The following is a 17,965-nucleotide window of genomic DNA, read 5'->3' on the forward strand; positions in this document are numbered from 1 at the left end:
TACGTCACTTACTAAATTTTTCTATATCTTGATTGATTAAATTTTCATATTCACAAAGCTCATTGCAAGTCTTTTTGCTCTGCTCGATAAGCTCGTCAAATTTAAATCCAAGCATCACGATACGATAAAGGTTGGGCTTGTGTTTTCGCCAGTTGTAAAGCGTTGCGACATCAACGTCTAAATGATAAGCCATATCACGTTTTGTCATCTTAGCCACTTTACACTCCTTTTTTTGAGTGATTTTATAAATTTTATTCTGATAAGAAAACAATTGAATTATTTTATGTTTTTTATTAATTTAATTGAATATTTAAACTTTATTTAATATAAGAAAATTTAAAATAGCCGCGTAACATTTTTTAAATAAGGAGTAAAAATGAAAAATGTAGTTTTAAAAGTTGCTTTAGGTTTAAGCCTAGCTAGTGCCGTTGCTTTAGCGCAAGGAGCGTTTGTGGGATTTGAAGGAGACTATTCTTTTAATTCAAATTTAACAGCAAAAAGCGACAATGGCAAATCAAAAGCTAAAAAAGCACAGCCAGGTCTTGGTATAAAAGCTGGTTATGACTTTGATGTAGCTAGAGTTTATGGTGCTTATATATATGATTTTAAAGTTAAGAAAACAGCAAATGACGAAGATAAAAGCGTAGCTGAGTGGAAAACTCATAAATTTATAGTTGGAGCTGACTACACTCCAAGCGTAGCAAAAGATCTTAAACTAGTTCTTGGTGGCTACACTGGTTTTTCAAAGCTTAAGCTAAGGGGTGGCGATGCTGAAAATCCGATGGAAAGTGCTAGCACGAACGGCTGGATACTAGGTGCAAGAGTTGGTGCTGAATACTCTATTAATGAAAATAATGCAGTTGAATTTGGCATAAAAGCTGACAGAACTGACTATGGTAAGATTAGTAAATTTGATTTTGTCGACACTAAAGAGACAAACGTCGGTCTTTATATGGGATATACATATAAATTTTAATAATTCGCGAGCTCAAATTTCAAAGCAAATTTGAGCTTTTACTAGAAACTATAAATTTACCAGTTTTTCTAAATTTTCGCCGTCTAAGCGGTAGGTTCTCCACTCAAGAGATTGATTTTTAGCGCCCATGCTTTCATAAAATTTGATACTTGGCTCATTCCAGTTTAGGCAGCACCACTCAAGCCTTTTTAAATTTTCATCCTTGCAAATTTGAGCTAGAAATTTAAAAAATGCCTTGCCGATGCCTTGATTTCTAAACTCTTTTTTGACGTAGATGTCCTCAAGATAGATCCCGCCAAGCCCTAAAAATGTAGAAAACGTGTAAAAATAGATAGCGTAGCCGATCGCCCTGCCCTCACTCTCGCAGATAATGGCTTTTGCGTGATTTTTATTAAAGATGGAGTCCGCGAAAATTTCATTTGTAAAAGTGACTTGATCACTCATTTTTTCGTAAGCTGCAAGCTCCCTTACAAGCTCGCAGATCACGTCTATATCGCCTCTAGTCGCTTTTCTTATTTGAAATTTCATTAGTTATCGCCAAAGAGTGCTTTTAGATCCTTGACCATTCCGCCGTCACTATCGTTGCTGCTAGTTTTTGAGCCAAGCTCGTTTAGCTCGATCTCATAGCCAGTTAGCATGCTTGCTAGGCGGATATTTATACCGTTTTTGCCGATAGCCTTGCTCTTTTGCTCGCTCGCAAGTGTCACGATCGCCTTGTTTTCTTCGATCTTTACAGATGTGATGATAGCAGGTGCCATAGCGCGAGCCACCAAAATCGCTGGCTCAGTGGTGTATTCGATCGCATCGATGCTCTCACCATGAAGCTCTTTGCTTACGGCATTTATCCTAACGCCCTTTGTGCCGACCGTTGCACCGACTGGATCGATGTTTGGAGTGGTTGAGATGAGCGCTACTTTTGCCCTTTCGCCAGGGATCCTCGCACTTCCTTGAATGATGATGCCACCATCTTTTATCTCAGGCACCTCTGAAGTTAGCAGCGCCTCAAGAAATTTAGGTGAAGTCCTTGAAAGCTCGACCTTTATGCCTAAATTTTTATCTGTAAAAACTTTTCTAATGACCGCTTTTACCACATCGCCTACTTTAAATTTCTCGCCTTTTATGCGGTTTTTGCGTGGCAAGATGGCACGAAGCTCATCTATCTCGATAAAGGTGTTTTCGTCGTTATCGACTCTGACAACCGGACCAAATACCATGTGTCCGCTCATCTCGTTATATTTTTGTAAAATTTTCTCTTCGACTAGGCGTTGGATGTGATACTCAAGCTCCTTGTGAAGCGTTTGAGCGGCTGTTCTACCAAGGTTATCAAGGCTTAGCTCATAAGTGAGCTCGTCGCCGATCTCTACGCCACTGTCTATCTTTTTAGCCTCTTTTAAGCTTAAAAAGTGCTCATTGTCTTCAGCAAGCCTCTCATCGTCGTTTGCTACGATTGAAATTTTTTGATAAAGCTTTAAATTTTTATTAGCATCGATGCTCACGTCATACTCATAATTTTCTCCATAAACCCTTTTTGCAGTGTTTATCAAAGCTCTTATGACGCGCTCTTTTACATCTTCTATCTCTAAATTTTTCTCATTTGCAATTGACTCGATTATATCTGAAATTCTTTCCATTTTTTCTCCATTGTGACGATAAATTTCGGGGATTTTTCGTGAAGTTTTGAAATTATACATAAGCCATACTTTTAATAACATTAAGCTTGTTATTAACTTTTATTTAATCCTTTTTTTATGATGATTTGGGTATATTGACCGATTAAAATTTAAGATTTTGAAAGGATTAAAAATGGAGCTAAAACTTGCAAGAGCCGAATTAGACGCAAAACCAAAAACGATTTCACTAGAAAAGATAGAGGCAGCTGTCGAAAAAGAGGGTCAGAAAATTTTCTATTTTGATAAAGAAAATACGCACAAACAGCTAATCGCCTTAGTCGAGCACTTTGAAGAAAAAGGGCTAAGCGTTTATCACAGAACCGTAAAATACGGGCTTGATGATAGCGATTATATGTATGAAGTGCATATACTTTAATGAGTAAAAAACTCTTTATCCAAACTCTAGGTTGTGCTATGAATGTTCGTGACAGCGAGCATATCATAGCCGAGCTCTCACAAAAAGAAGACTACTCCTTAACACAAAACATCGAAGAAGCTGATTTAATCCTTATAAATACCTGCTCAGTTCGTGAAAAGCCAGTTCATAAGCTCTTTAGCGAGGTCGGAGCCTTTGAAAAAGCCAAAAAAAGAGGCGCAAAGATAGGCGTTTGCGGCTGCACTGCAAGCCATTTGGGTAGTGAAATTTTCAAGCGTGCGCCTTATGTTGATTTTGTCCTTGGTGCAAGAAATGTTAGCAAGATCACAAAGGCGGTAAATACGCCTAAATTTATCTCAACCGACATCAACCACGACGAGAGCGAATACGCATTTGGCGAATTTAGAGGCTCGCCATACAAAAGCCACATCAACATCTCGATCGGCTGCGATAAAAAATGCACCTACTGCATCGTCCCACACACCAGAGGCGATGAAATTTCTATCCCTTCAAGCCTCATCCTAAAAGAGGTAGAAAAGGCCGCAAAAAGCGGCGCAAAAGAGATATTTTTACTAGGGCAAAATGTTAATAACTACGGCAAAAGATTTTCAGGCGTGCAAGAAAATATTGATTTTAGCGACCTTTTAGTAAAGATAAGCGAGATAGAGGGCGTTGAGAGGATAAGATTTACAAGCCCTCACCCACTTCACATGGATGATAAATTTCTTGAAATTTTCACTAATAACCCAAAAATTTGCAAATCTATGCACATGCCACTTCAAAGCGGAAACACAAAAGTTTTGCGCGAGATGAAGCGCGGATACACAAAAGAGTGGTTTTTAGACCGCGCGCTAAGACTTAGAAAGATGTGCCCAGATGTTAGCATCTCAACTGATATCATCGTCGCATTTCCAGGTGAGAGCGATAGCGAATTTGAAGATACGATGGACGTCCTTGAGCAAGTTAGATTTGAGCAAATTTTTAGCTTTAAGTATTCGCCTCGTCCGCTTACAAAGGCAGCTACTTTTACAAATCAAATAGATGATAAAACAGCTTCAGAAAGGCTAACGCGCCTGCAAAATCGCCACAGCGAAATTTTAGACGAGATAGTAGCGGAGCAAAAAGATAAAATTTTTGATGTATATTTTGAAGAGCTAAGGGCAAATGGCGGCGTTGCTGGGCGAAGTTTTAACAACTTTTTGGTTCAAGTTGATGGCAGTGAAGAGCTTCTTGGCACTATGCAAAAAGTAAAGATCACAAACCCAAAACGAATGGTTTTGTATGGCGAGCTGCAAATTTAAAAGCACCCTTGAAAAGCTCGCCCTAAACGTAGGCGTCTTTTTCATCTACATTTTGATGTGGCTCATTTTTCTAACCTGCAAAAAGAGCTACACTCCAAATTTCTTACCACAAAATGGCTGCGTCGTCGTCTTTTGGCACGGCAGACTTAGCTTTATGAGCTTTGCTTACAGACGCTGGTGGAGCAGCCGAAACAGAAAACAAGGCAAGGTGATAATAAGCGACCACAAAGATGGCGAGCTAATCACCAGAATAATCAAATTTTTTGGCATCGGCACCATTAGAGGTAGCAGCTCAAAAGGCGGTGCAAGGGCGCTCATAGAAGCCTTAAGAGAGATAAAGCAAGGCCACGACGTCATCATCACACCAGATGGCCCACGCGGACCAAGACACAGCGTCGCAGACGGAGCTGCGGTGATCGCACAAAAATCATCTTGCGAAATTTATGCTCTAAATTTCGAAGCAAACTCGTTTTGGGAATTTAAAAGCTGGGATAAGATGATACTTCCAAAGCCATTTTCAACTATAAAATTTAGCCTCTCAGCACCTTTTAGCGTGGCAAATTTAGAACAAAAAGAGGCAAAAGAGAAGATACAAAATGAGCTTTGGCAAGCCTCACAAAATGACGGCGGCAAGAGCGTGCTACAAAATAAAGAGGACTTTAGGTCAAATTTAAAAATTTGGTGGAAAAAATATGCTCATAAAAATCCGCAAATAAGCGATGAGATAAGAGAAATTTTGGACGAAATTTATGAAAAATAAAATCTCTATCTTTATTGCCATTTTTATAATAGCCTTGTTTGGGCTATTTTTTTACAGCGACAACTCCTACAAGCTCGCTCTTGAAGCGAAATTTTACTACGAGAGTAAAGAGTATGAAAAGGCTATAAATTTAAGCCAAAAAGCCCTTGATCTTGACGCCTACAACAAGATGGCCGCCACCACGCTTAATCAAAGCAAGGCAGCTATAAAATTTAGCTCATACATAAAAAATGGCAAAGAGTATCTTGATCGCATCAAAAAAATGAGCCAAAATGGCGTCAGTAAGGCTGATAATGAGCGCATCAAAATGATGTGTGATGTGATGATAGAGGATTTTGAAAGCTTAAAGAATTCTGCACTTCTTAATGATGAGCTAAAAAGCGAAGCTCTGAAGATGAAAGAGGCGTTTGCAAAACTAAAAAACGAGCTGTTTTAAACTTATTTAATCCCTTTTTAGCTAACATACCAAAAATAATGCACTAAATTTAGGAGAGTTATGTCTTTTAGCATCAAAAAGCTTTTTTCAAACCTTTTCTTAAGCGCCGTGATCGAGGGCAATGAGTGCGTTTTTTACGGTCAGGTCTTTAGAAATGGCAAGCTTATAAAAACCATAAATGCTAAATTTACAGACATAAGCATCGATAGTGTCGATGAAAAAGTTTTAAAATACATAGAAGAGCAAGAAAAGGCTTATTTTGGCGTCTATGTTTCGCTCTTTTTTAACGACGACTCACAAGGTGCGCTGCCTACTGCTAACTTTGACGAGTACAAGAAATTTAACATCAACACGCAAAATTTAACCAGCCTTGTGATGCAAGATAGCTGGAGCATATATGCAAATTTAAACGCTATAAGAAGATATAAAAACATCTTTGGACAAGGTAGTGTCGATCTTATCTACTCGCCTATCGCCCTGCTCTTTCACGAGCTTTTAAAGCGTGGAATTTCACCAAAAACCACGCTATATCTCTATATCCACTCGCACTCTTTTGCGCTTGCGATATTTAAAGACAAGCAGATGAAGCTCTCTACGTTTTTAAATATGAGTGACGCTGAAGAGGGCAACGAAGAGATAGAAAGCCTAAAAGAAGAGGATATAACAGACATAGATAACCTCATCGTCAAAGAAGAAGATGGCGCAACGGCGCTTGATGATTTCAAGAGTTTGGATGATTTCTTAAGCGATGATAAACCAAAAGAATTTGAAGATCTAAACTACGAGCTAAACATGCCAGCTTCGACCAATGTCGAGAAGTCAGTGGCGATCTTTGGGCGCGATATGAAGATGTTTGACTACATCGCAAAAGCTATGAAAGAATTTTATGAAAACCCAATCTACGGCGGCGATTTTATCGAGCAGATCATCGTTTTTGAAAACACAAAGACAAGCGCGACCTTTTTACAATACCTGCAATCAGAGCTATTTGTGGAGACATCAAGCTATCCGATCAATACAAATCACATCATGAACGAGATCATGCAAGAAGAGATAACACTATGAAATTTAGCTTCATCACTCCAGAACCAAGACCGCTTCTATCTATCTTTAGCAAGCTCTGGCTAAGCCTCATAGGCTTTGTCTTTGCGGTGCTTTTGGTGGCAAATTTCTTCATCGTTTATAAAAACTACTCAACCAAAAAAAATATAGAATTTCTAGCAAATGAGCAAAAAGAGCTTAGCCAAAAGATAGTCACTACGGATGAAATTTCAGCCAAACTTGCCGTGCAGATAGACTCTGCAAACGACATCTTTACGTCAAATTCTATCCTAAAGCAAAGCTTACACAATCTCTTTGACCTTGTGCCTGATAGCATCACGCTTGAAGAGGTCTTTATGGATAAAAACTCGCTCATCATACGCGGCATAACGCCAACAAAGGATGTCTTTAACCAACTCCTAGCCTCGCCGCTAAGGTCTATTTTCACCACGTCAAACACTAGCTTTTATCAGAGCAAAAACGGCTGGTACGGCTTTATAAGCACAAATAAGATTGATAATTCTGAGGGATATAATGAGTAAAAAAGATACGAGCTTAGAAAAAATCGACCCAGTAAAGCTTTTACTTTTTATATTTGCTTTTATCATAGTTTGTTTTATTATGATATTTGGCTTTATCGTGCCAAACATAAAAGAATTTAAAAGCCTCTCAAGACAAAACTACTCGCAAACCTCATCATATACGAAGGTAAAAAACGAATTTGAAGCTAAATTTAAAGCGCTTGAAGCGACAAGACAAAAAGATGGTGCTATCATCTTGGCCTATGATACAGCTTTTGATAAGGATAAATTTATAAATTTCGCATCGCAATTTTTTAGCGAGGTAAGCCTTAGCAAGATAGAAGAAGGCGAGAATAACGCAACTGAAAAGTTCTTTAGATACCGCCTAAATGTCACCAGCTCACTTAAAACCCCGCAGAAATTTTATGACTTTCTAGATGCACTTAGCAGCTACGATAGCATCATAAAAGCAGAATTTCCTATCGTGATGAAGGGTGAAAACGACAAGATTCACACAACTTTTAATATAAAAGTTTTTGGGTTAAAGTAACCAAATTTAATAAATTTCTTCGCATCAAATTTAAAACTGCACCGCTCTTAGCAAAAACATAGGTATAAAAAAGCTAGAGCCATCTCTACTATAAAGCTCTTACACGCGCAGATGCTGGCGCACATAAAGCGAGGTTGCAAAACTATACAAAGAGCTTCAAACCACGATTATAATGGCGACAAAAGATATTTTTGAAAGCAAGGATCAAATTTTAAAGAAATTTACGAATACGATATGAAGAGCAAGCAGCTTTTCAAAAATGGTGAAGAGGTGCAGATGCCAAAAAATGAGGCAAAACTCTTCTTTTTGCTCGTGAGTAATATAGAAAAAGTGGTGAGTTATGAAGTGATAGAAAACTACGTCTGGAGCGAGAAGTCGATGAGTAACGAAGCACTTAGAATGACTATCAAAAAGATAAGGGCAAAAACTGACGCCAACCTCATCAAAAACATCTCAGGCGTTGGGTATAGACTTAGCGGATCAAACTAAATTTAACTTTGTGTAGCTTTTATAAATTTAAGCTACACAAATTCTTACTTTTTATCCACACATTTGCCAAGTTGGCAGGCTCTTTTATAAAGTGCGTCTGCCTTTGTTTCATCGCCACTTAGCTTTGCAAGCAAGAAGCACGACTGAGCATACTCAAGCTCGCAGCTCTTTGCCAAAAGCTTTAAAACTCTAGCCTCAGCCTTGGTTCTATCTATCTTATGAGTTTTTAAATTTTCGCTTTCGATGTATGACTTTAGCCCCATTGCCTCGTTGTAGCAGCCAACACCGTCGCCACTATCGCAAGCTAGTTTATAAAGCTTTAGAGCTTTTTCGATATCTTTTTGCTCCTCAACCAGCCCTTGCTCATAAATTTGACCTAAATTTGAGCAAGCCGTCGCAAGCCCAGCGCTGCAAGCCTTTTCATAGTAGCCTTTTGCCTTTACGAAGTCCTTTTCGTTGCTAAAATTTACAGCTAGGTTGTTACAGTCGATGCTATTTCCGCTCTCGCAGTTTTGTACCATCTTCTCTTTTTCAAGCTCAAGACGCTCCGCCCTAGCCTCCTCATCACTTTGCCAAAAGCCAAAGCTCACCATCTTTTGCCACGACCAGCAGCCACTTAGCATAAAGCTAGCAGCTACGATAAGCCCAAAATTTAAAACTTTTTTCACTTATTTTCCTGCTTACATGCCAAGCTTTGCGCCTAGTCTTTTCATCTGTGGGCACGCCTTGTTTAGACCGCGAAAGCAAGCGACTTTGTAAATTCCATAAGCTCTCTTTTCATCCTTGTTCATACCAAGACCTAGCTCATACATCGCACCGATATTTGCGCAGCTTGGCAGATCTCCAGCGTTGCAAGCGTTTGTGTAGGCCTCCATCGCTAGGTAGTAGTCTTGTTTGACGATCTCGCCCTTGCGGTAGGCATTGCCTAGATGATAGCAAGCTTGCACACCGCCACTGTTGCAGCTATCTTTGTAGATTTCGACCGCTTTTTTTGGATCTTTTTTCACGCCAAGGCCGTTTTCATAGAGCGTGCCAAGGTTTGAGCAAGCAAGCTGCACTTTCGCATCGCAAGCCTTTTTATAGTTTGCGTAAGCGTTGTCATACTCTTTCATAAGCTCAAAATTTACACCCAAATCGTTGCAAGCTTCAGCATCGCCGCTCTCGCACTTTGGTGTTAAAAGATCGATGGCATTTTTTGAAATTTGCTCTTTGTTTTGCACCACTTTTTCGTCCTTTGGTTGCTGCCATGAGTCATCTTGTTTTGGCGTATCCCCGATGCCGATGACATTTAAGCAGCCTGTGAAAAATAGAGCGGTTAAAAGTAGTAGATATTTTTTCATTTTTGTCCTTTTAGTATTGTCCAAACAAGTCATTTAGGGCTTCGCTGATGCTTGGGTGAGTGAAAATTTGGTTTTTAAAGAAATTTGCATCTGCTTTTAAATTCATAGCGATCGCGATCTCGTTTATGATCTCATTTGCGTAGATGCAGTGAAAGCTCGCCCCCAAAATTTCGCCGCTACTAGCTTCAACGATCGCTTTTAGCATGCCCACATCGTGATTTAGCACCTTTGCTCCTGGCACTGCCGCCATGCTAAGCTTTAGCTCCTTGAAATTTAGCCCAAGCTTGCTAGCTTCTTTTGCATTTACGCCAACTCTTGCTAACGGAGTGTCGGTAAATAGCACATTTGCGTGGATGCTTCTGTTTTGTGTAGTGCGTTTTTTATCGCCAAAAATTTGCGAGAAAACTATCCTAAAATCATCCAAGCTAGTGTAGGTAAAAAGCTCTCCGCCGCGCACGTCGCCCACTGCGTAGATGTTTGATACATTTGTTTGAAGGCGCTCATTTGTCTTTATAAAGCCTTTTTCGTTTAGCTCGACGCCAACTGCTTTTAAATTTAGATCATCTAAATTTGCCACTCTGCCAAGCGCTACTAAGAACGCATCTGCCTTGATAAGTCTATCTTCATTATCTTGTTTGAAATTTAGCGCATTATCTTTTAGGCTCTCTATCTCGCAGCCCTCTAAAATTTCGATGCCTTGCACGTTTAGCGCATCTTTTACACTTTTAGCTATATCTTCATCTTCGTTTTTTAGCAGTTTTGAGCGTCCGACGATGGTCACTTTTGAGCCAAAATTTGCAAACATCGATGCAAACTCGATACCGATAAATCCGCTGCCAACGATGACAAGATGCTTTGGCATAGTTTTTAGATCGAGCAAGGTTTTACTTGAAAAGACGTTTGAGTTTGTTATCTCAAATGGTGCATACGCCTCTTTTGAGCCAGTGTTTATGATGATAAACTCGCCTTCAACGACTTTTTGCTCGCCACTTGAGGTTGTAACTAGGACGCTATTTTTATCTTTAAACGAGCCAACACCATCGATCACGTCGATATTTTCTTTATCATTTAGCATCGCGTAGTTTTTAGAATTTAAAGCTGAGATTAGCTTATTTTTGTTTTCGATACTAAGCGTGTAATACTCGTTTTCAACGCTATTATCTGCATATATCGCCTCTTTTGCAGCTGTGATTAGACGCTTTGTCGGTATGCAGCCCACGTTTATGCAAGTGCCTCCATACATCTTTGGCGATCTCTCGATTAGCGCGACTTTTTTACCAAGCGCAGCAGCCTTTACAGCTAGCGTTTTGCCAGCCTTACCAAATCCAATAATAACAATGTCATATTTCATTTAATTTCTCCTATTATGTAGTATGTAGTTTCGTTTATCTTTTTGATATCCATTTTGTATTTATTTGCCCAGCTTTTGATGATCTCATCAACACGCTCTTTTATCTCTTTGACGGTTGCGACATTTTTTATCTTTAGCCTATCCTCGCTCCCGCTCATCGCTACAAAGCAAAGGTGCGGCTTTAGATGATCGTTTAGCTCGATCACACTCTTTGGCAAAAGGCCGTCAGTGTTATTTAAAATTCTACGCATATGCTCAGTGGTCGTTTCATCTATGTTGTAGCCAAGCTGTGTCAAAAGTGCGTTATGATCCATATCGTTCCTTTTTGCTTAAATTTGCGATCATTATAAGATAAAATTCGATAAAATCGCCTAAATTTTCAAGGACAAATATGAAAAAATTTATCATTTTTCTATTTAGTATTTTGCTATTTTGGGGCTGTTCGGCGCAGCAATTGTCGCAAAATTTAGGTCTTAGCGAGCCACCACTTGATCCTGAAGTAGAGCAGATAGCAGACGCCATCTATCTATATAACGAAGGCAACTACCCAAAAGCTTGCAAGAGATTTTATGACTACGCAAAAGATGGCAATGTCCTAGCCATGCAGCAAACTGGCGTTTGTTTTCGTGACGGCAAAGGCTTTAGCAAGGATATCTTAAGGGCACTTTTTTGGTTTGAGACAGCTGGCAGATACGGCAACATAGACGGGCTAAGAAGTGCTGGATACATCTATGAGTACGGCCTTGGGGTCAATAAAAATTTAGAAAAAGCGATATATTTTTACGAAAAAGCCACAAGCCTTGGCTCAAGTGAAGCTAGCTACGATCTAGGGCTTATATATCTTGGTAAAAATGACTATAAAAAAGCGAAAATTTATCTTGATGAGGCTTGCTATCATGGCAAAGAAGAGGCATGTATGAAGCTAAAAGAGATGAAATTTTAGCTCTTAATTAGTTTCAACAGAATTTAGAGCTGAATATCCAATCAAAATCACACTTGCTATCATAAGAACAGATACAAAAATTCCCATTTTTATCCTTTATTTTTTTAAATCTTTTATCTCTTTTAATATCTTTTTAGACTTTGCATTGCCAAGCAATATCAAAATTAATAAACCAACTGCACACATGCAAACACTATAAAATTCTAGCTTGTCAGCATAGTCCTTATAGTGAGTAAAAATCCAACTAATAAGACCAACCAATATTGTAACAAAAATTCCAAGCCAAAATTTTAGCATGCCCAAGCGCTCTTTGGCTTCGTCCAATTTTGGCATTCTCTTCCTTTTTTGTTTTTGTAATTATAGCATTTTAACGTATAAATTTAACAGCTAGCTATATTTTAGCTCCTACGCATCCGCCTTCTGAGCGATCAATACGCCCTCTATCATCTTTTTGATATCTCCATCAAGTATCGCGTCAGTTTGTGAGTATGCCTCGCCGCTGCGGTTGTCTTTTACCTGCTGGTATGGGAAAAGCACGTATGATCTTATCTGGTGTCCCCAGCCGATCTCGCTCTTTTCGACGCTGTTGCTAGCCTCTTGCTGTTTCATCAGCTCAAGCTCGTAAAGGCGAGACTTTAGCATCTTCATCGCTGTGGCTCTGTTTTTATGCTGGCTACGGTCGTTTTGACACTGCACGACGATGCCAGTTGGTATATGAGTGATACGGATGGCTGATTCTGTTTTATTTACGTGCTGACCTCCCGCGCCGCTAGCCCTATAAGTGTCTATCTTTAGATCTTTCTCTTCTATCTCGATCTCTATATCATCATCTACTTCAGGGCTCACCATAACGCTAGAAAAGCTTGTGTGGCGGCGTCCTGCGCTATCAAATGGGCTTGTACGAACGAGCCTGTGGATGCCATTTTCTGCTTTAAAATATCCATAAGCGTTTTCACCCTTTACAATAAAACTCACATCCTTTAGCCCTGCCTCTTCTCCCTCTTGAAAGTCCAAAGTCTCGACCTTAAAGCCCTCACGCTCGCAAAATCTAAGATACATCCTATAAAGCATGCTCGCCCAGTCGTTACTCTCGGTGCCGCCAGCTCCAGGGTGGATCGATACGATCGCGTTTTTGCCGTCATCCTCGCCACTTAAAAGCATAGAAATTTCTAAATTTACTATCTTTTCATCTAAATTTTTAGCATCTTCAAATAAAGAATTTATAGTCTCCTCATCATTTTCAGAATTTGCTAGCTCAAAGAGCTCCTTTGCGTCGCTAACTGCTTGGTGAGCGTCGCTAAATTTAGCAAGCATGTTTGAAATTTTTGTCTTTTCTTTATTTAATGCCCCAGCTCTTGCGATATCTTGCCAAAAGCTAGGGTCTTGCTCTATGGCCTCGATCTCTTTTAGCCTAGCCTTGATATCATCAGGCTTTACGATAGAGCCTATGTTTTCAACTTTTGTTTGTAGCTTCTTTAAAAGCTCGTTGTATTCGTAACTATCCAAGTTTTTCTCCATAAATTTTTGCCGATTTTAGCCAAAAGTTGCTTACATTTTTAAATTTACGCCCTTTTAATCCTTTTTTGTTACAATGCCAAGTTAAAATTTAGATAAAAAGAGTCAATATGCAAATCATAAGAACTATAAAAGAACTTGAGGAATTTGTCTCAAACGCAAGCGGCAAGATCGGTTTTGTCCCAACAATGGGCGCACTTCATGACGGACACATTAGCCTTATCAAAAAATGTGTGAGCGAAAATGAGATAAGCATCGTCTCAACTTTTGTTAATCCAACTCAATTTCTACCAGGCGAAGACCTGGAAAAATACCCAAGAAAAGAGCAAAGCGACATCCAAATTTGCGAGCAAAACGGCGTTAGCGCTATCTTCATCCCAAACGAAAATGAGCTTTACTTTGAAGATGAGCCGCTCATCGTCGCTCCAAAGAAGCTTTCGACCATTTTAGAGGGCAAAACTAGACCAGGACACTTTGATGGCGTCTTAAGAGTGCTAAATAAGCTATTTCGCCTAACTCGTGCAAATAGCGTCTATATGGGCAAAAAAGACACTCAACAACTAATCATCGTGCAAAATATGATAAAAACATTTTTCCTAAACATCGAGCTAGTTGCCTGCGATATCGTTAGAGAGCCAGACGGCCTAGCACTTTCAAGCAGAAACGTCTATATCTGCGACGAAGATAAGTGCAACGCGCTAAGGCTTTCAAGGTCGCTAAATAAAGCACAAAATTTGATCCAAAACGGCGAAGAAGACGCAAGCGAGATCAAAGCAAGCATGCTTGAGGTACTTGAGCCGCTAAAAGTTGATTACGTCGCGGTTACGGATAGAAATTTAAATGAAATTTCAAAGATAGAAAAAGGCAACACCATCATCTTAGTAGCCGCCTTTGTAGGCAAAACTAGGCTAATAGACAACATCTGGATCTAAAAATGCCAAAACTTCATCTAATCTCGCTTGGTTGTAATAAAAATTTAGTTGATTCTGAGATCATGCTAGGACGCTTGCAAAACTACGATATCACAGACGATATCAGCGACGCAGACGTCATTATCGTAAATACTTGCGGATTTATCAAGTCTGCCAAAGAAGAGAGCATACAAACCATCCTTGAGATGCACGAAGCTCGTAAAAATGGCTCTTTGCTGGTAGTGACTGGCTGTCTTATGCAGCGTTACAAAGATGAGCTCATGAAAGAACTGCCAGAGGTCGATCTCTTTACCGGCGTGGCTGATTATGACAAGATCGACGAGATCATCTTGAAAAAGCAAAATTTATTTAGCCCGCAGACTTATCTGCAAGCAAACGAAGAGCGTGTGATAACTGGCTCAAACTACCACGCCTACATCAAAATTTCAGAGGGCTGTAACCAAAAGTGCAGCTTTTGCGCGATACCGACATTTAAGGGCAAGCTAAAATCGCGCTCACTTGAAAACATCACAAATGAGGTCAAAAATTTGGTTAAAAAAGGCTACTACGACTTTAGTTTTTTATCCCAAGACTCAAGCTCATACATGCGCGATCAGGGCGTTAGCGACGGGCTAATAAATTTAATAGACGAGATAGAAAAGATAGAAGGCGTAAGGAGTGCTAGGATACTTTATCTCTACCCAAGCACGACCAGTAGGGAGCTCATTTCGCGCATCATCGCTTCGCCCATCTTTCACAACTACTTTGACATGCCAATCCAGCACATCAGCGAAAATATGCTAAAGATAATGAAGCGCGGAAGTGGCGCTAAAAAGATAAAAGAACTTTTAAATTTGATGAGAAATGCCGAAAATTCATTCTTGCGAACTGGCGTCATCGTGGGACATCCAGGCGAGAGCGAGGAGGATTTTGAAGAGCTTTGCCAGTTTTTGGAAGAGTTTAAATTTGATAGAATTTCCGCCTTTGCCTACTCAAAAGAAGAAGACACTGCCTCTTTTGAAATGGAGCAAATCCCAGCAAAAATCATCTCAAAAAGGCTAAGTAAGATAGAAAAGATCACCAAAAAAGTGATAAATGAGAGCTTGCAAAAAGAGCTTGGCAAGCAAATTTACGCATCGCTTGAGGGCATTAGCAGCGAGGGCGAGATGTTTTACGCTGCCAAAAAAGATATCTGGGACAAAGATATAGACGGCGAAATTTTGATCAATGAAAGCGACGTAAAAGAGCTTGAGATCGGCTCGCTTTACCTTTGCGAGGTCAGCGACGTGGTTGATCAAAAACTAGTCGCCACCATCGTCAAAAAAGCAAAATGATAAGCCAAAATGTGCTTGGTAGGCTAAGTGCTGGCGCAAACCTGCTTGCCTTCTCGCACGGTATCGATAGCACTGCACTTTTTTACATTCTACACGAGGCTGGGGTCAAGTTTGATCTAGCCATAGTCGATCACAACGCCAGAGAGCAGAGTAAAATTGAAGTTGAAAGCGCCAAAGAGCTTGCTAGTAAATTTGGTAAAAAAATCTACATAAAAAGCGTAAATTTAGGTAAGTCAAATTTTGAAAAAAACGCGCGCGAGGCGAGGTATGAGTTTTTTGGAGAAATTTGCCAAAAATTTGACTATGAAAATTTGATCCTAGCGCATCAATTTGACGATAAATTTGAGTGGTTTTTGATGCAGCTTGGCAAGGGCGCTGGGCTAAAAGAGCTATTTGGCATGAGTGAGCTTGAGAGAAGAGAGCACTTTTGGCTAGTAAGACCACTTTTAAATTTACGCAAAAAAGAGCTTCAAAACTACCTTGACGAGCGAGGATTACGCTACTTTGTCGATGAGACAAATTTAGAGGGCAAGCTTAAAAGAAGCTTTGTGAGGCTAAATTTTAGTGAGCCATTTTTGGACGAGTATTTTAGCGGCGTGAAAAAAAGCTTTGAGTTTTTGGAGGCTGATAGGCAAAACCTGCTGCCAAATATCACAAAAATGGATGATGAAATTTTCATTATAAAAAATGATAGTAACGTCGTTCGGGGCGTTGATATGGCGGCAAAAGAGCTAAATGTGCTTTTAAGCAAGGCTCAAAAAGATGAGCTAAGCGCAAATTTAGCAAAGCAAACAAGCGTGGTGCTAAGTGGCAAGATCGCCGTTGGCTACGCTGATGAATTTGTTTTGGTAACGCCATTTTGCAAAGCCGTAATGCCAAAAATTTTTAAAGAAAAGGCTAGAATTTTAAAGCTCCCAGTAATAAATAGAGGCTATTTATTTGCAAATGACACTCAGATAGAACATCTTTCTAAATTTTTTAGTAGATAGAGCGTTTTAGGCTATAAATTTGATCTACCAAAGGTTAATTTAAACTTTTTATCACCAATTTTTTACAACAATCTTAACAAGTCTGCAAAAATTTAAATTTCTATCTGCAAATTTAATCTACAAAGGTCAAATTTAAAACTAAATTTTACTCCACTCTCACAAGCAAAAAGCAACCACCCACATTAGCAATTAGAGCAAAAACTGCAAATTTGGTTTTGGATATTTTTCTCTAACATAAACTGCTTTTGCATTTAAATTTATAGTAAAAGGCAATAAATTTGACCCACAAAAGAGCAAAATTAAAGTTTTAACACTAAATTTTACCCTTATGATCCTCACACTAAAGCGTTAAGCCTGCAAAATTTAAAATTTCTATCGGTAAATTTATTTATTTTTAGTTTATTACAACTATTTTTGGGGCTTAAATTTAGCTACAAATTTAATCTGATAAGCAAAAATTTAAAGCCTTAAGCAGCAAATTTACTCAGGTCTTAAGGTAAATGCTCGCTTCAACCTTGGCTAATACAGCACTAAACCTGCAAATTTTCTATACTAAAAGTCAAATTTAATCTATCGAGAGCCAAATTTAGGGCAATAACTAATAAATTTAACTTATGACTGTTTTAAATTGCAACCGCGCACCACAACGACAAAAAACTATCTGTGATATAAATTTCTCAAGCAACAAAACTCTAAATTTATCCACATATCTTTGTTGCAGAATAGCCACCCATCTTTAGACTTAAATTTAAAAATCACAGCGCTCTTTTGGCTTTAATGTCGTATATTAAATTTAACTTTGCTACCAATAACAAAGATATATGAAACTAAATTTTATAAACGAGATAGTGAAATTTGTTTCTTACTAAATTTAAAATTTAGCCTCAACCGATCTGCGATATCAAATTTAATAAACGCGTCCAAAAAGTCAAATTTATAAATCAGCGCCAGTCCCAGCAAAAGCCAGCCCATAAAACAAATTTAGACAAACCAGCGATTTAAATTTTACCTCATCAAAGCCGTTTGCATAAAATAATGCGTAAAATTTTATAAATTTTATTACGCACTAGGCGAGTATTTTTTCTATCAGCTCTCTTTTTAGCACAAAGTCATAGCCAAAAGCATCCACAACGACACCAGCATAACTACTCTCTTTTAGCATCGCAAGATACTCTTTTAGTCCTATCTCTATGCTCTCTTGCTCGCTGTCGTTTCGCCAAAGCTTCATCGCCTCTTTGCTAGTAAATGCCGGAAAATAGCTAAGCTTTTCGCCCTCATCTTCAAGCAGGATAAATTTGATATTTGAGCCCTCTTCTTCATAAACAACGCCGCCATCAGGCTTTGCAAGTGCTTGGTTTAAAAGCACTGGAGCAAAAAAGCTAGCCTTTTTTAAAGCCGATATCAAATTTACCTCATTTTGCTGACTGGGATCACTTAAAAATTTATCCATCGCTTCTTGCAT

General features: G+C 39.1%; 23 protein-coding genes. 13 read left to right on the forward strand and 10 right to left on the reverse strand.

Annotation, left to right across the window (positions count from 1 at the left end; translation table 11 throughout):
• Window positions 1–4: 4 nt before the first annotated feature.
• Window positions 5–217 (reverse strand): transcriptional regulator, encoded by a 213-nt coding sequence (locus B9N65_RS00445; protein ID WP_002941953.1) that lies wholly within the window; start codon window positions 215–217, stop codon window positions 5–7.
• Between the two features lie 159 nt (window positions 218–376).
• Between B9N65_RS00445 and B9N65_RS00450 the strand changes: the two genes are divergently transcribed.
• Window positions 377–976 carry an outer membrane beta-barrel protein gene (locus tag B9N65_RS00450; protein WP_087582353.1) on the forward strand — a complete coding sequence of 200 codons (600 nt, stop codon included), beginning with the start codon at window positions 377–379 and terminating at the stop codon, window positions 974–976.
• A 48-nt stretch (window positions 977–1,024) separates the two neighbouring features.
• Here the strand turns inward: B9N65_RS00450 and B9N65_RS00455 are convergent, their stop codons facing one another.
• Window positions 1,025–1,504 (reverse strand): GNAT family N-acetyltransferase, encoded by a 480-nt coding sequence (locus tag B9N65_RS00455; protein WP_087582354.1) that lies wholly within the window; start codon window positions 1,502–1,504, stop codon window positions 1,025–1,027.
• Window positions 1,504–2,607, reverse strand: coding sequence for a transcription termination factor NusA (gene nusA / locus B9N65_RS00460; protein ID WP_087582355.1), 1,104 nt, complete (start codon window positions 2,605–2,607; stop codon window positions 1,504–1,506). Before nusA ends, B9N65_RS00455 begins: the two co-directional genes overlap by 1 nt.
• A 172-nt stretch (window positions 2,608–2,779) precedes the next feature.
• Here nusA and B9N65_RS00465 point away from each other — a divergent pair, with 172 nt between their 5' ends.
• From B9N65_RS00465 to B9N65_RS00500, 8 genes are all read left to right on the forward strand, one after another.
• Window positions 2,780–3,022, forward strand: coding sequence for an HP0268 family nuclease (locus B9N65_RS00465; protein WP_002941786.1), 243 nt, complete (start codon window positions 2,780–2,782; stop codon window positions 3,020–3,022).
• A complete protein-coding gene (miaB, locus tag B9N65_RS00470) occupies window positions 3,022–4,323 on the forward strand; it encodes a tRNA (N6-isopentenyl adenosine(37)-C2)-methylthiotransferase MiaB (protein WP_087582356.1) in 1,302 nt (433 codons plus the stop codon). The genes B9N65_RS00465 and miaB overlap by 1 nt, the downstream gene beginning before the upstream one ends.
• The gene (locus tag B9N65_RS00475) at window positions 4,304–5,083 is read left to right on the forward strand and encodes a lysophospholipid acyltransferase family protein (RefSeq protein ID WP_087582357.1); all 780 of its coding nucleotides are present in this window, start codon (window positions 4,304–4,306) and stop codon (window positions 5,081–5,083) included. The genes miaB and B9N65_RS00475 overlap by 20 nt, the downstream gene beginning before the upstream one ends.
• Complete coding sequence (locus B9N65_RS00480) at window positions 5,073–5,519, forward strand: hypothetical protein (protein WP_087582358.1); 447 nt, start codon at window positions 5,073–5,075, stop codon at window positions 5,517–5,519. Before B9N65_RS00475 ends, B9N65_RS00480 begins: the two co-directional genes overlap by 11 nt.
• Before the next feature lie 60 nt (window positions 5,520–5,579).
• Window positions 5,580–6,584 carry a hypothetical protein gene (locus B9N65_RS00485; protein WP_087582359.1) on the forward strand — a complete coding sequence of 335 codons (1,005 nt, stop codon included), beginning with the start codon at window positions 5,580–5,582 and terminating at the stop codon, window positions 6,582–6,584.
• On the forward strand, window positions 6,581–7,102 hold the full coding sequence (locus B9N65_RS00490; protein WP_087582360.1) for a hypothetical protein: 522 nt from the start codon (window positions 6,581–6,583) through the stop codon (window positions 7,100–7,102). Before B9N65_RS00485 ends, B9N65_RS00490 begins: the two co-directional genes overlap by 4 nt.
• Window positions 7,095–7,631 (forward strand): hypothetical protein, encoded by a 537-nt coding sequence (locus B9N65_RS00495; RefSeq protein ID WP_002942078.1) that lies wholly within the window; start codon window positions 7,095–7,097, stop codon window positions 7,629–7,631. Before B9N65_RS00490 ends, B9N65_RS00495 begins: the two co-directional genes overlap by 8 nt.
• 234 nt (window positions 7,632–7,865) lie before the next feature.
• Complete coding sequence (locus tag B9N65_RS00500) at window positions 7,866–8,120, forward strand: winged helix-turn-helix domain-containing protein (protein WP_087582361.1); 255 nt, start codon at window positions 7,866–7,868, stop codon at window positions 8,118–8,120.
• Window positions 8,121–8,164: 44 nt separating this feature from the next.
• Here the strand turns inward: B9N65_RS00500 and B9N65_RS00505 are convergent, their stop codons facing one another.
• Genes B9N65_RS00505 through B9N65_RS00520 form a run of 4 tightly spaced genes read right to left on the reverse strand, consistent with a single transcriptional unit; the run spans window position 8,165 to window position 11,125 of the window.
• The gene (locus B9N65_RS00505) at window positions 8,165–8,788 is read right to left on the reverse strand and encodes a tetratricopeptide repeat protein (RefSeq protein WP_087582362.1); all 624 of its coding nucleotides are present in this window, start codon (window positions 8,786–8,788) and stop codon (window positions 8,165–8,167) included.
• Between the two features lie 12 nt (window positions 8,789–8,800).
• Window positions 8,801–9,460, reverse strand: a complete 660-nt coding sequence (locus B9N65_RS00510) for a tetratricopeptide repeat protein (protein WP_087582363.1) — start codon at window positions 9,458–9,460, stop codon at window positions 8,801–8,803.
• A gap of 10 nt (window positions 9,461–9,470) precedes the next feature.
• Window positions 9,471–10,811, reverse strand: a complete 1,341-nt coding sequence (locus B9N65_RS00515) for a dihydrolipoyl dehydrogenase family protein (protein ID WP_087582364.1) — start codon at window positions 10,809–10,811, stop codon at window positions 9,471–9,473.
• Window positions 10,808–11,125, reverse strand: coding sequence for a type II secretion system protein (locus B9N65_RS00520; RefSeq protein WP_087582365.1), 318 nt, complete (start codon window positions 11,123–11,125; stop codon window positions 10,808–10,810). Before B9N65_RS00520 ends, B9N65_RS00515 begins: the two co-directional genes overlap by 4 nt.
• A 77-nt stretch (window positions 11,126–11,202) precedes the next feature.
• Between B9N65_RS00520 and B9N65_RS00530 the strand changes: the two genes are divergently transcribed.
• Window positions 11,203–11,754, forward strand: a complete 552-nt coding sequence (locus tag B9N65_RS00530; protein WP_087582366.1) for a tetratricopeptide repeat protein — start codon at window positions 11,203–11,205, stop codon at window positions 11,752–11,754.
• Window positions 11,755–11,850: 96 nt separating this feature from the next.
• On the opposite strand, the gene B9N65_RS00535 is transcribed toward B9N65_RS00530, so the two are convergent.
• On the reverse strand, window positions 11,851–12,078 hold the full coding sequence (locus B9N65_RS00535; protein WP_141083825.1) for a hypothetical protein: 228 nt from the start codon (window positions 12,076–12,078) through the stop codon (window positions 11,851–11,853).
• 81 nt (window positions 12,079–12,159) lie between these two features.
• On the reverse strand, window positions 12,160–13,260 hold the full coding sequence (prfB, locus tag B9N65_RS00540; protein WP_087582368.1) for a peptide chain release factor 2: 1,101 nt from the start codon (window positions 13,258–13,260) through the stop codon (window positions 12,160–12,162).
• Window positions 13,261–13,379: 119 nt separating this feature from the next.
• On the opposite strand from prfB, the gene panC reads away from it, so the two are divergent.
• From panC to tilS, 3 genes are read left to right on the forward strand one after another with little or no spacing between them, the layout of a single operon-like run.
• Window positions 13,380–14,201: a pantoate--beta-alanine ligase gene (gene panC / locus B9N65_RS00545; protein ID WP_087582369.1), complete on the forward strand. Its 822-nt coding sequence runs from the start codon at window positions 13,380–13,382 to the stop codon at window positions 14,199–14,201.
• Window positions 14,202–14,203: 2 nt separating this feature from the next.
• Window positions 14,204–15,514 (forward strand): 30S ribosomal protein S12 methylthiotransferase RimO, encoded by a 1,311-nt coding sequence (rimO, locus tag B9N65_RS00550; protein ID WP_087582370.1) that lies wholly within the window; start codon window positions 14,204–14,206, stop codon window positions 15,512–15,514.
• Window positions 15,511–16,503 carry a tRNA lysidine(34) synthetase TilS gene (gene tilS / locus B9N65_RS00555; RefSeq protein ID WP_087582371.1) on the forward strand — a complete coding sequence of 331 codons (993 nt, stop codon included), beginning with the start codon at window positions 15,511–15,513 and terminating at the stop codon, window positions 16,501–16,503. The genes rimO and tilS overlap by 4 nt, the downstream gene beginning before the upstream one ends.
• 1,066 nt (window positions 16,504–17,569) lie before the next feature.
• On the opposite strand, the gene B9N65_RS00560 is transcribed toward tilS, so the two are convergent.
• Entirely contained in the window at window positions 17,570–17,965 is a 396-nt protein-coding gene (locus B9N65_RS00560; protein ID WP_087582372.1) for an SseB family protein, read from the reverse strand.

Source organism: Campylobacter concisus, assembly GCF_002165815.1.
Taxonomy (GTDB): domain Bacteria; phylum Campylobacterota; class Campylobacteria; order Campylobacterales; family Campylobacteraceae; genus Campylobacter_A; species Campylobacter_A concisus_BH.

Excerpts from the sequence above, each read along its gene's own strand:
- panC (WP_087582369.1), top strand. The coding sequence starts at position 13,380 with ATGCAAATCATAAGAACTATAAAAGAACTTGAGGAATTTGTCTCAAAC.
- tilS (WP_087582371.1), top strand. The coding sequence starts at position 15,511 with ATGATAAGCCAAAATGTGCTTGGTAGGCTAAGTGCTGGCGCAAACCTG.
- B9N65_RS00455 (WP_087582354.1), bottom strand. The coding sequence starts at position 1,504 with ATGAAATTTCAAATAAGAAAAGCGACTAGAGGCGATATAGACGTGATC.
- B9N65_RS00480 (WP_087582358.1), top strand. The coding sequence starts at position 5,073 with ATGAAAAATAAAATCTCTATCTTTATTGCCATTTTTATAATAGCCTTG.
- B9N65_RS00520 (WP_087582365.1), bottom strand. The coding sequence starts at position 11,125 with ATGGATCATAACGCACTTTTGACACAGCTTGGCTACAACATAGATGAA.
- B9N65_RS00490 (WP_087582360.1), top strand. The coding sequence starts at position 6,581 with ATGAAATTTAGCTTCATCACTCCAGAACCAAGACCGCTTCTATCTATC.
- B9N65_RS00495 (WP_002942078.1), top strand. The coding sequence starts at position 7,095 with ATGAGTAAAAAAGATACGAGCTTAGAAAAAATCGACCCAGTAAAGCTT.
- B9N65_RS00465 (WP_002941786.1), top strand. The coding sequence starts at position 2,780 with ATGGAGCTAAAACTTGCAAGAGCCGAATTAGACGCAAAACCAAAAACG.
- B9N65_RS00450 (WP_087582353.1), top strand. The coding sequence starts at position 377 with ATGAAAAATGTAGTTTTAAAAGTTGCTTTAGGTTTAAGCCTAGCTAGT.
- miaB (WP_087582356.1), top strand. The coding sequence starts at position 3,022 with ATGAGTAAAAAACTCTTTATCCAAACTCTAGGTTGTGCTATGAATGTT.
- rimO (WP_087582370.1), top strand. The coding sequence starts at position 14,204 with ATGCCAAAACTTCATCTAATCTCGCTTGGTTGTAATAAAAATTTAGTT.
- B9N65_RS00530 (WP_087582366.1), top strand. The coding sequence starts at position 11,203 with ATGAAAAAATTTATCATTTTTCTATTTAGTATTTTGCTATTTTGGGGC.
- B9N65_RS00500 (WP_087582361.1), top strand. The coding sequence starts at position 7,866 with ATGAAGAGCAAGCAGCTTTTCAAAAATGGTGAAGAGGTGCAGATGCCA.
- nusA (WP_087582355.1), bottom strand. The coding sequence starts at position 2,607 with ATGGAAAGAATTTCAGATATAATCGAGTCAATTGCAAATGAGAAAAAT.
- B9N65_RS00515 (WP_087582364.1), bottom strand. The coding sequence starts at position 10,811 with ATGAAATATGACATTGTTATTATTGGATTTGGTAAGGCTGGCAAAACG.
- B9N65_RS00475 (WP_087582357.1), top strand. The coding sequence starts at position 4,304 with ATGGCGAGCTGCAAATTTAAAAGCACCCTTGAAAAGCTCGCCCTAAAC.
- B9N65_RS00485 (WP_087582359.1), top strand. The coding sequence starts at position 5,580 with ATGTCTTTTAGCATCAAAAAGCTTTTTTCAAACCTTTTCTTAAGCGCC.
- B9N65_RS00510 (WP_087582363.1), bottom strand. The coding sequence starts at position 9,460 with ATGAAAAAATATCTACTACTTTTAACCGCTCTATTTTTCACAGGCTGC.
- B9N65_RS00560 (WP_087582372.1), bottom strand. The coding sequence starts at position 17,965 with ATGCAAGAAGCGATGGATAAATTTTTAAGTGATCCCAGTCAGCAAAAT.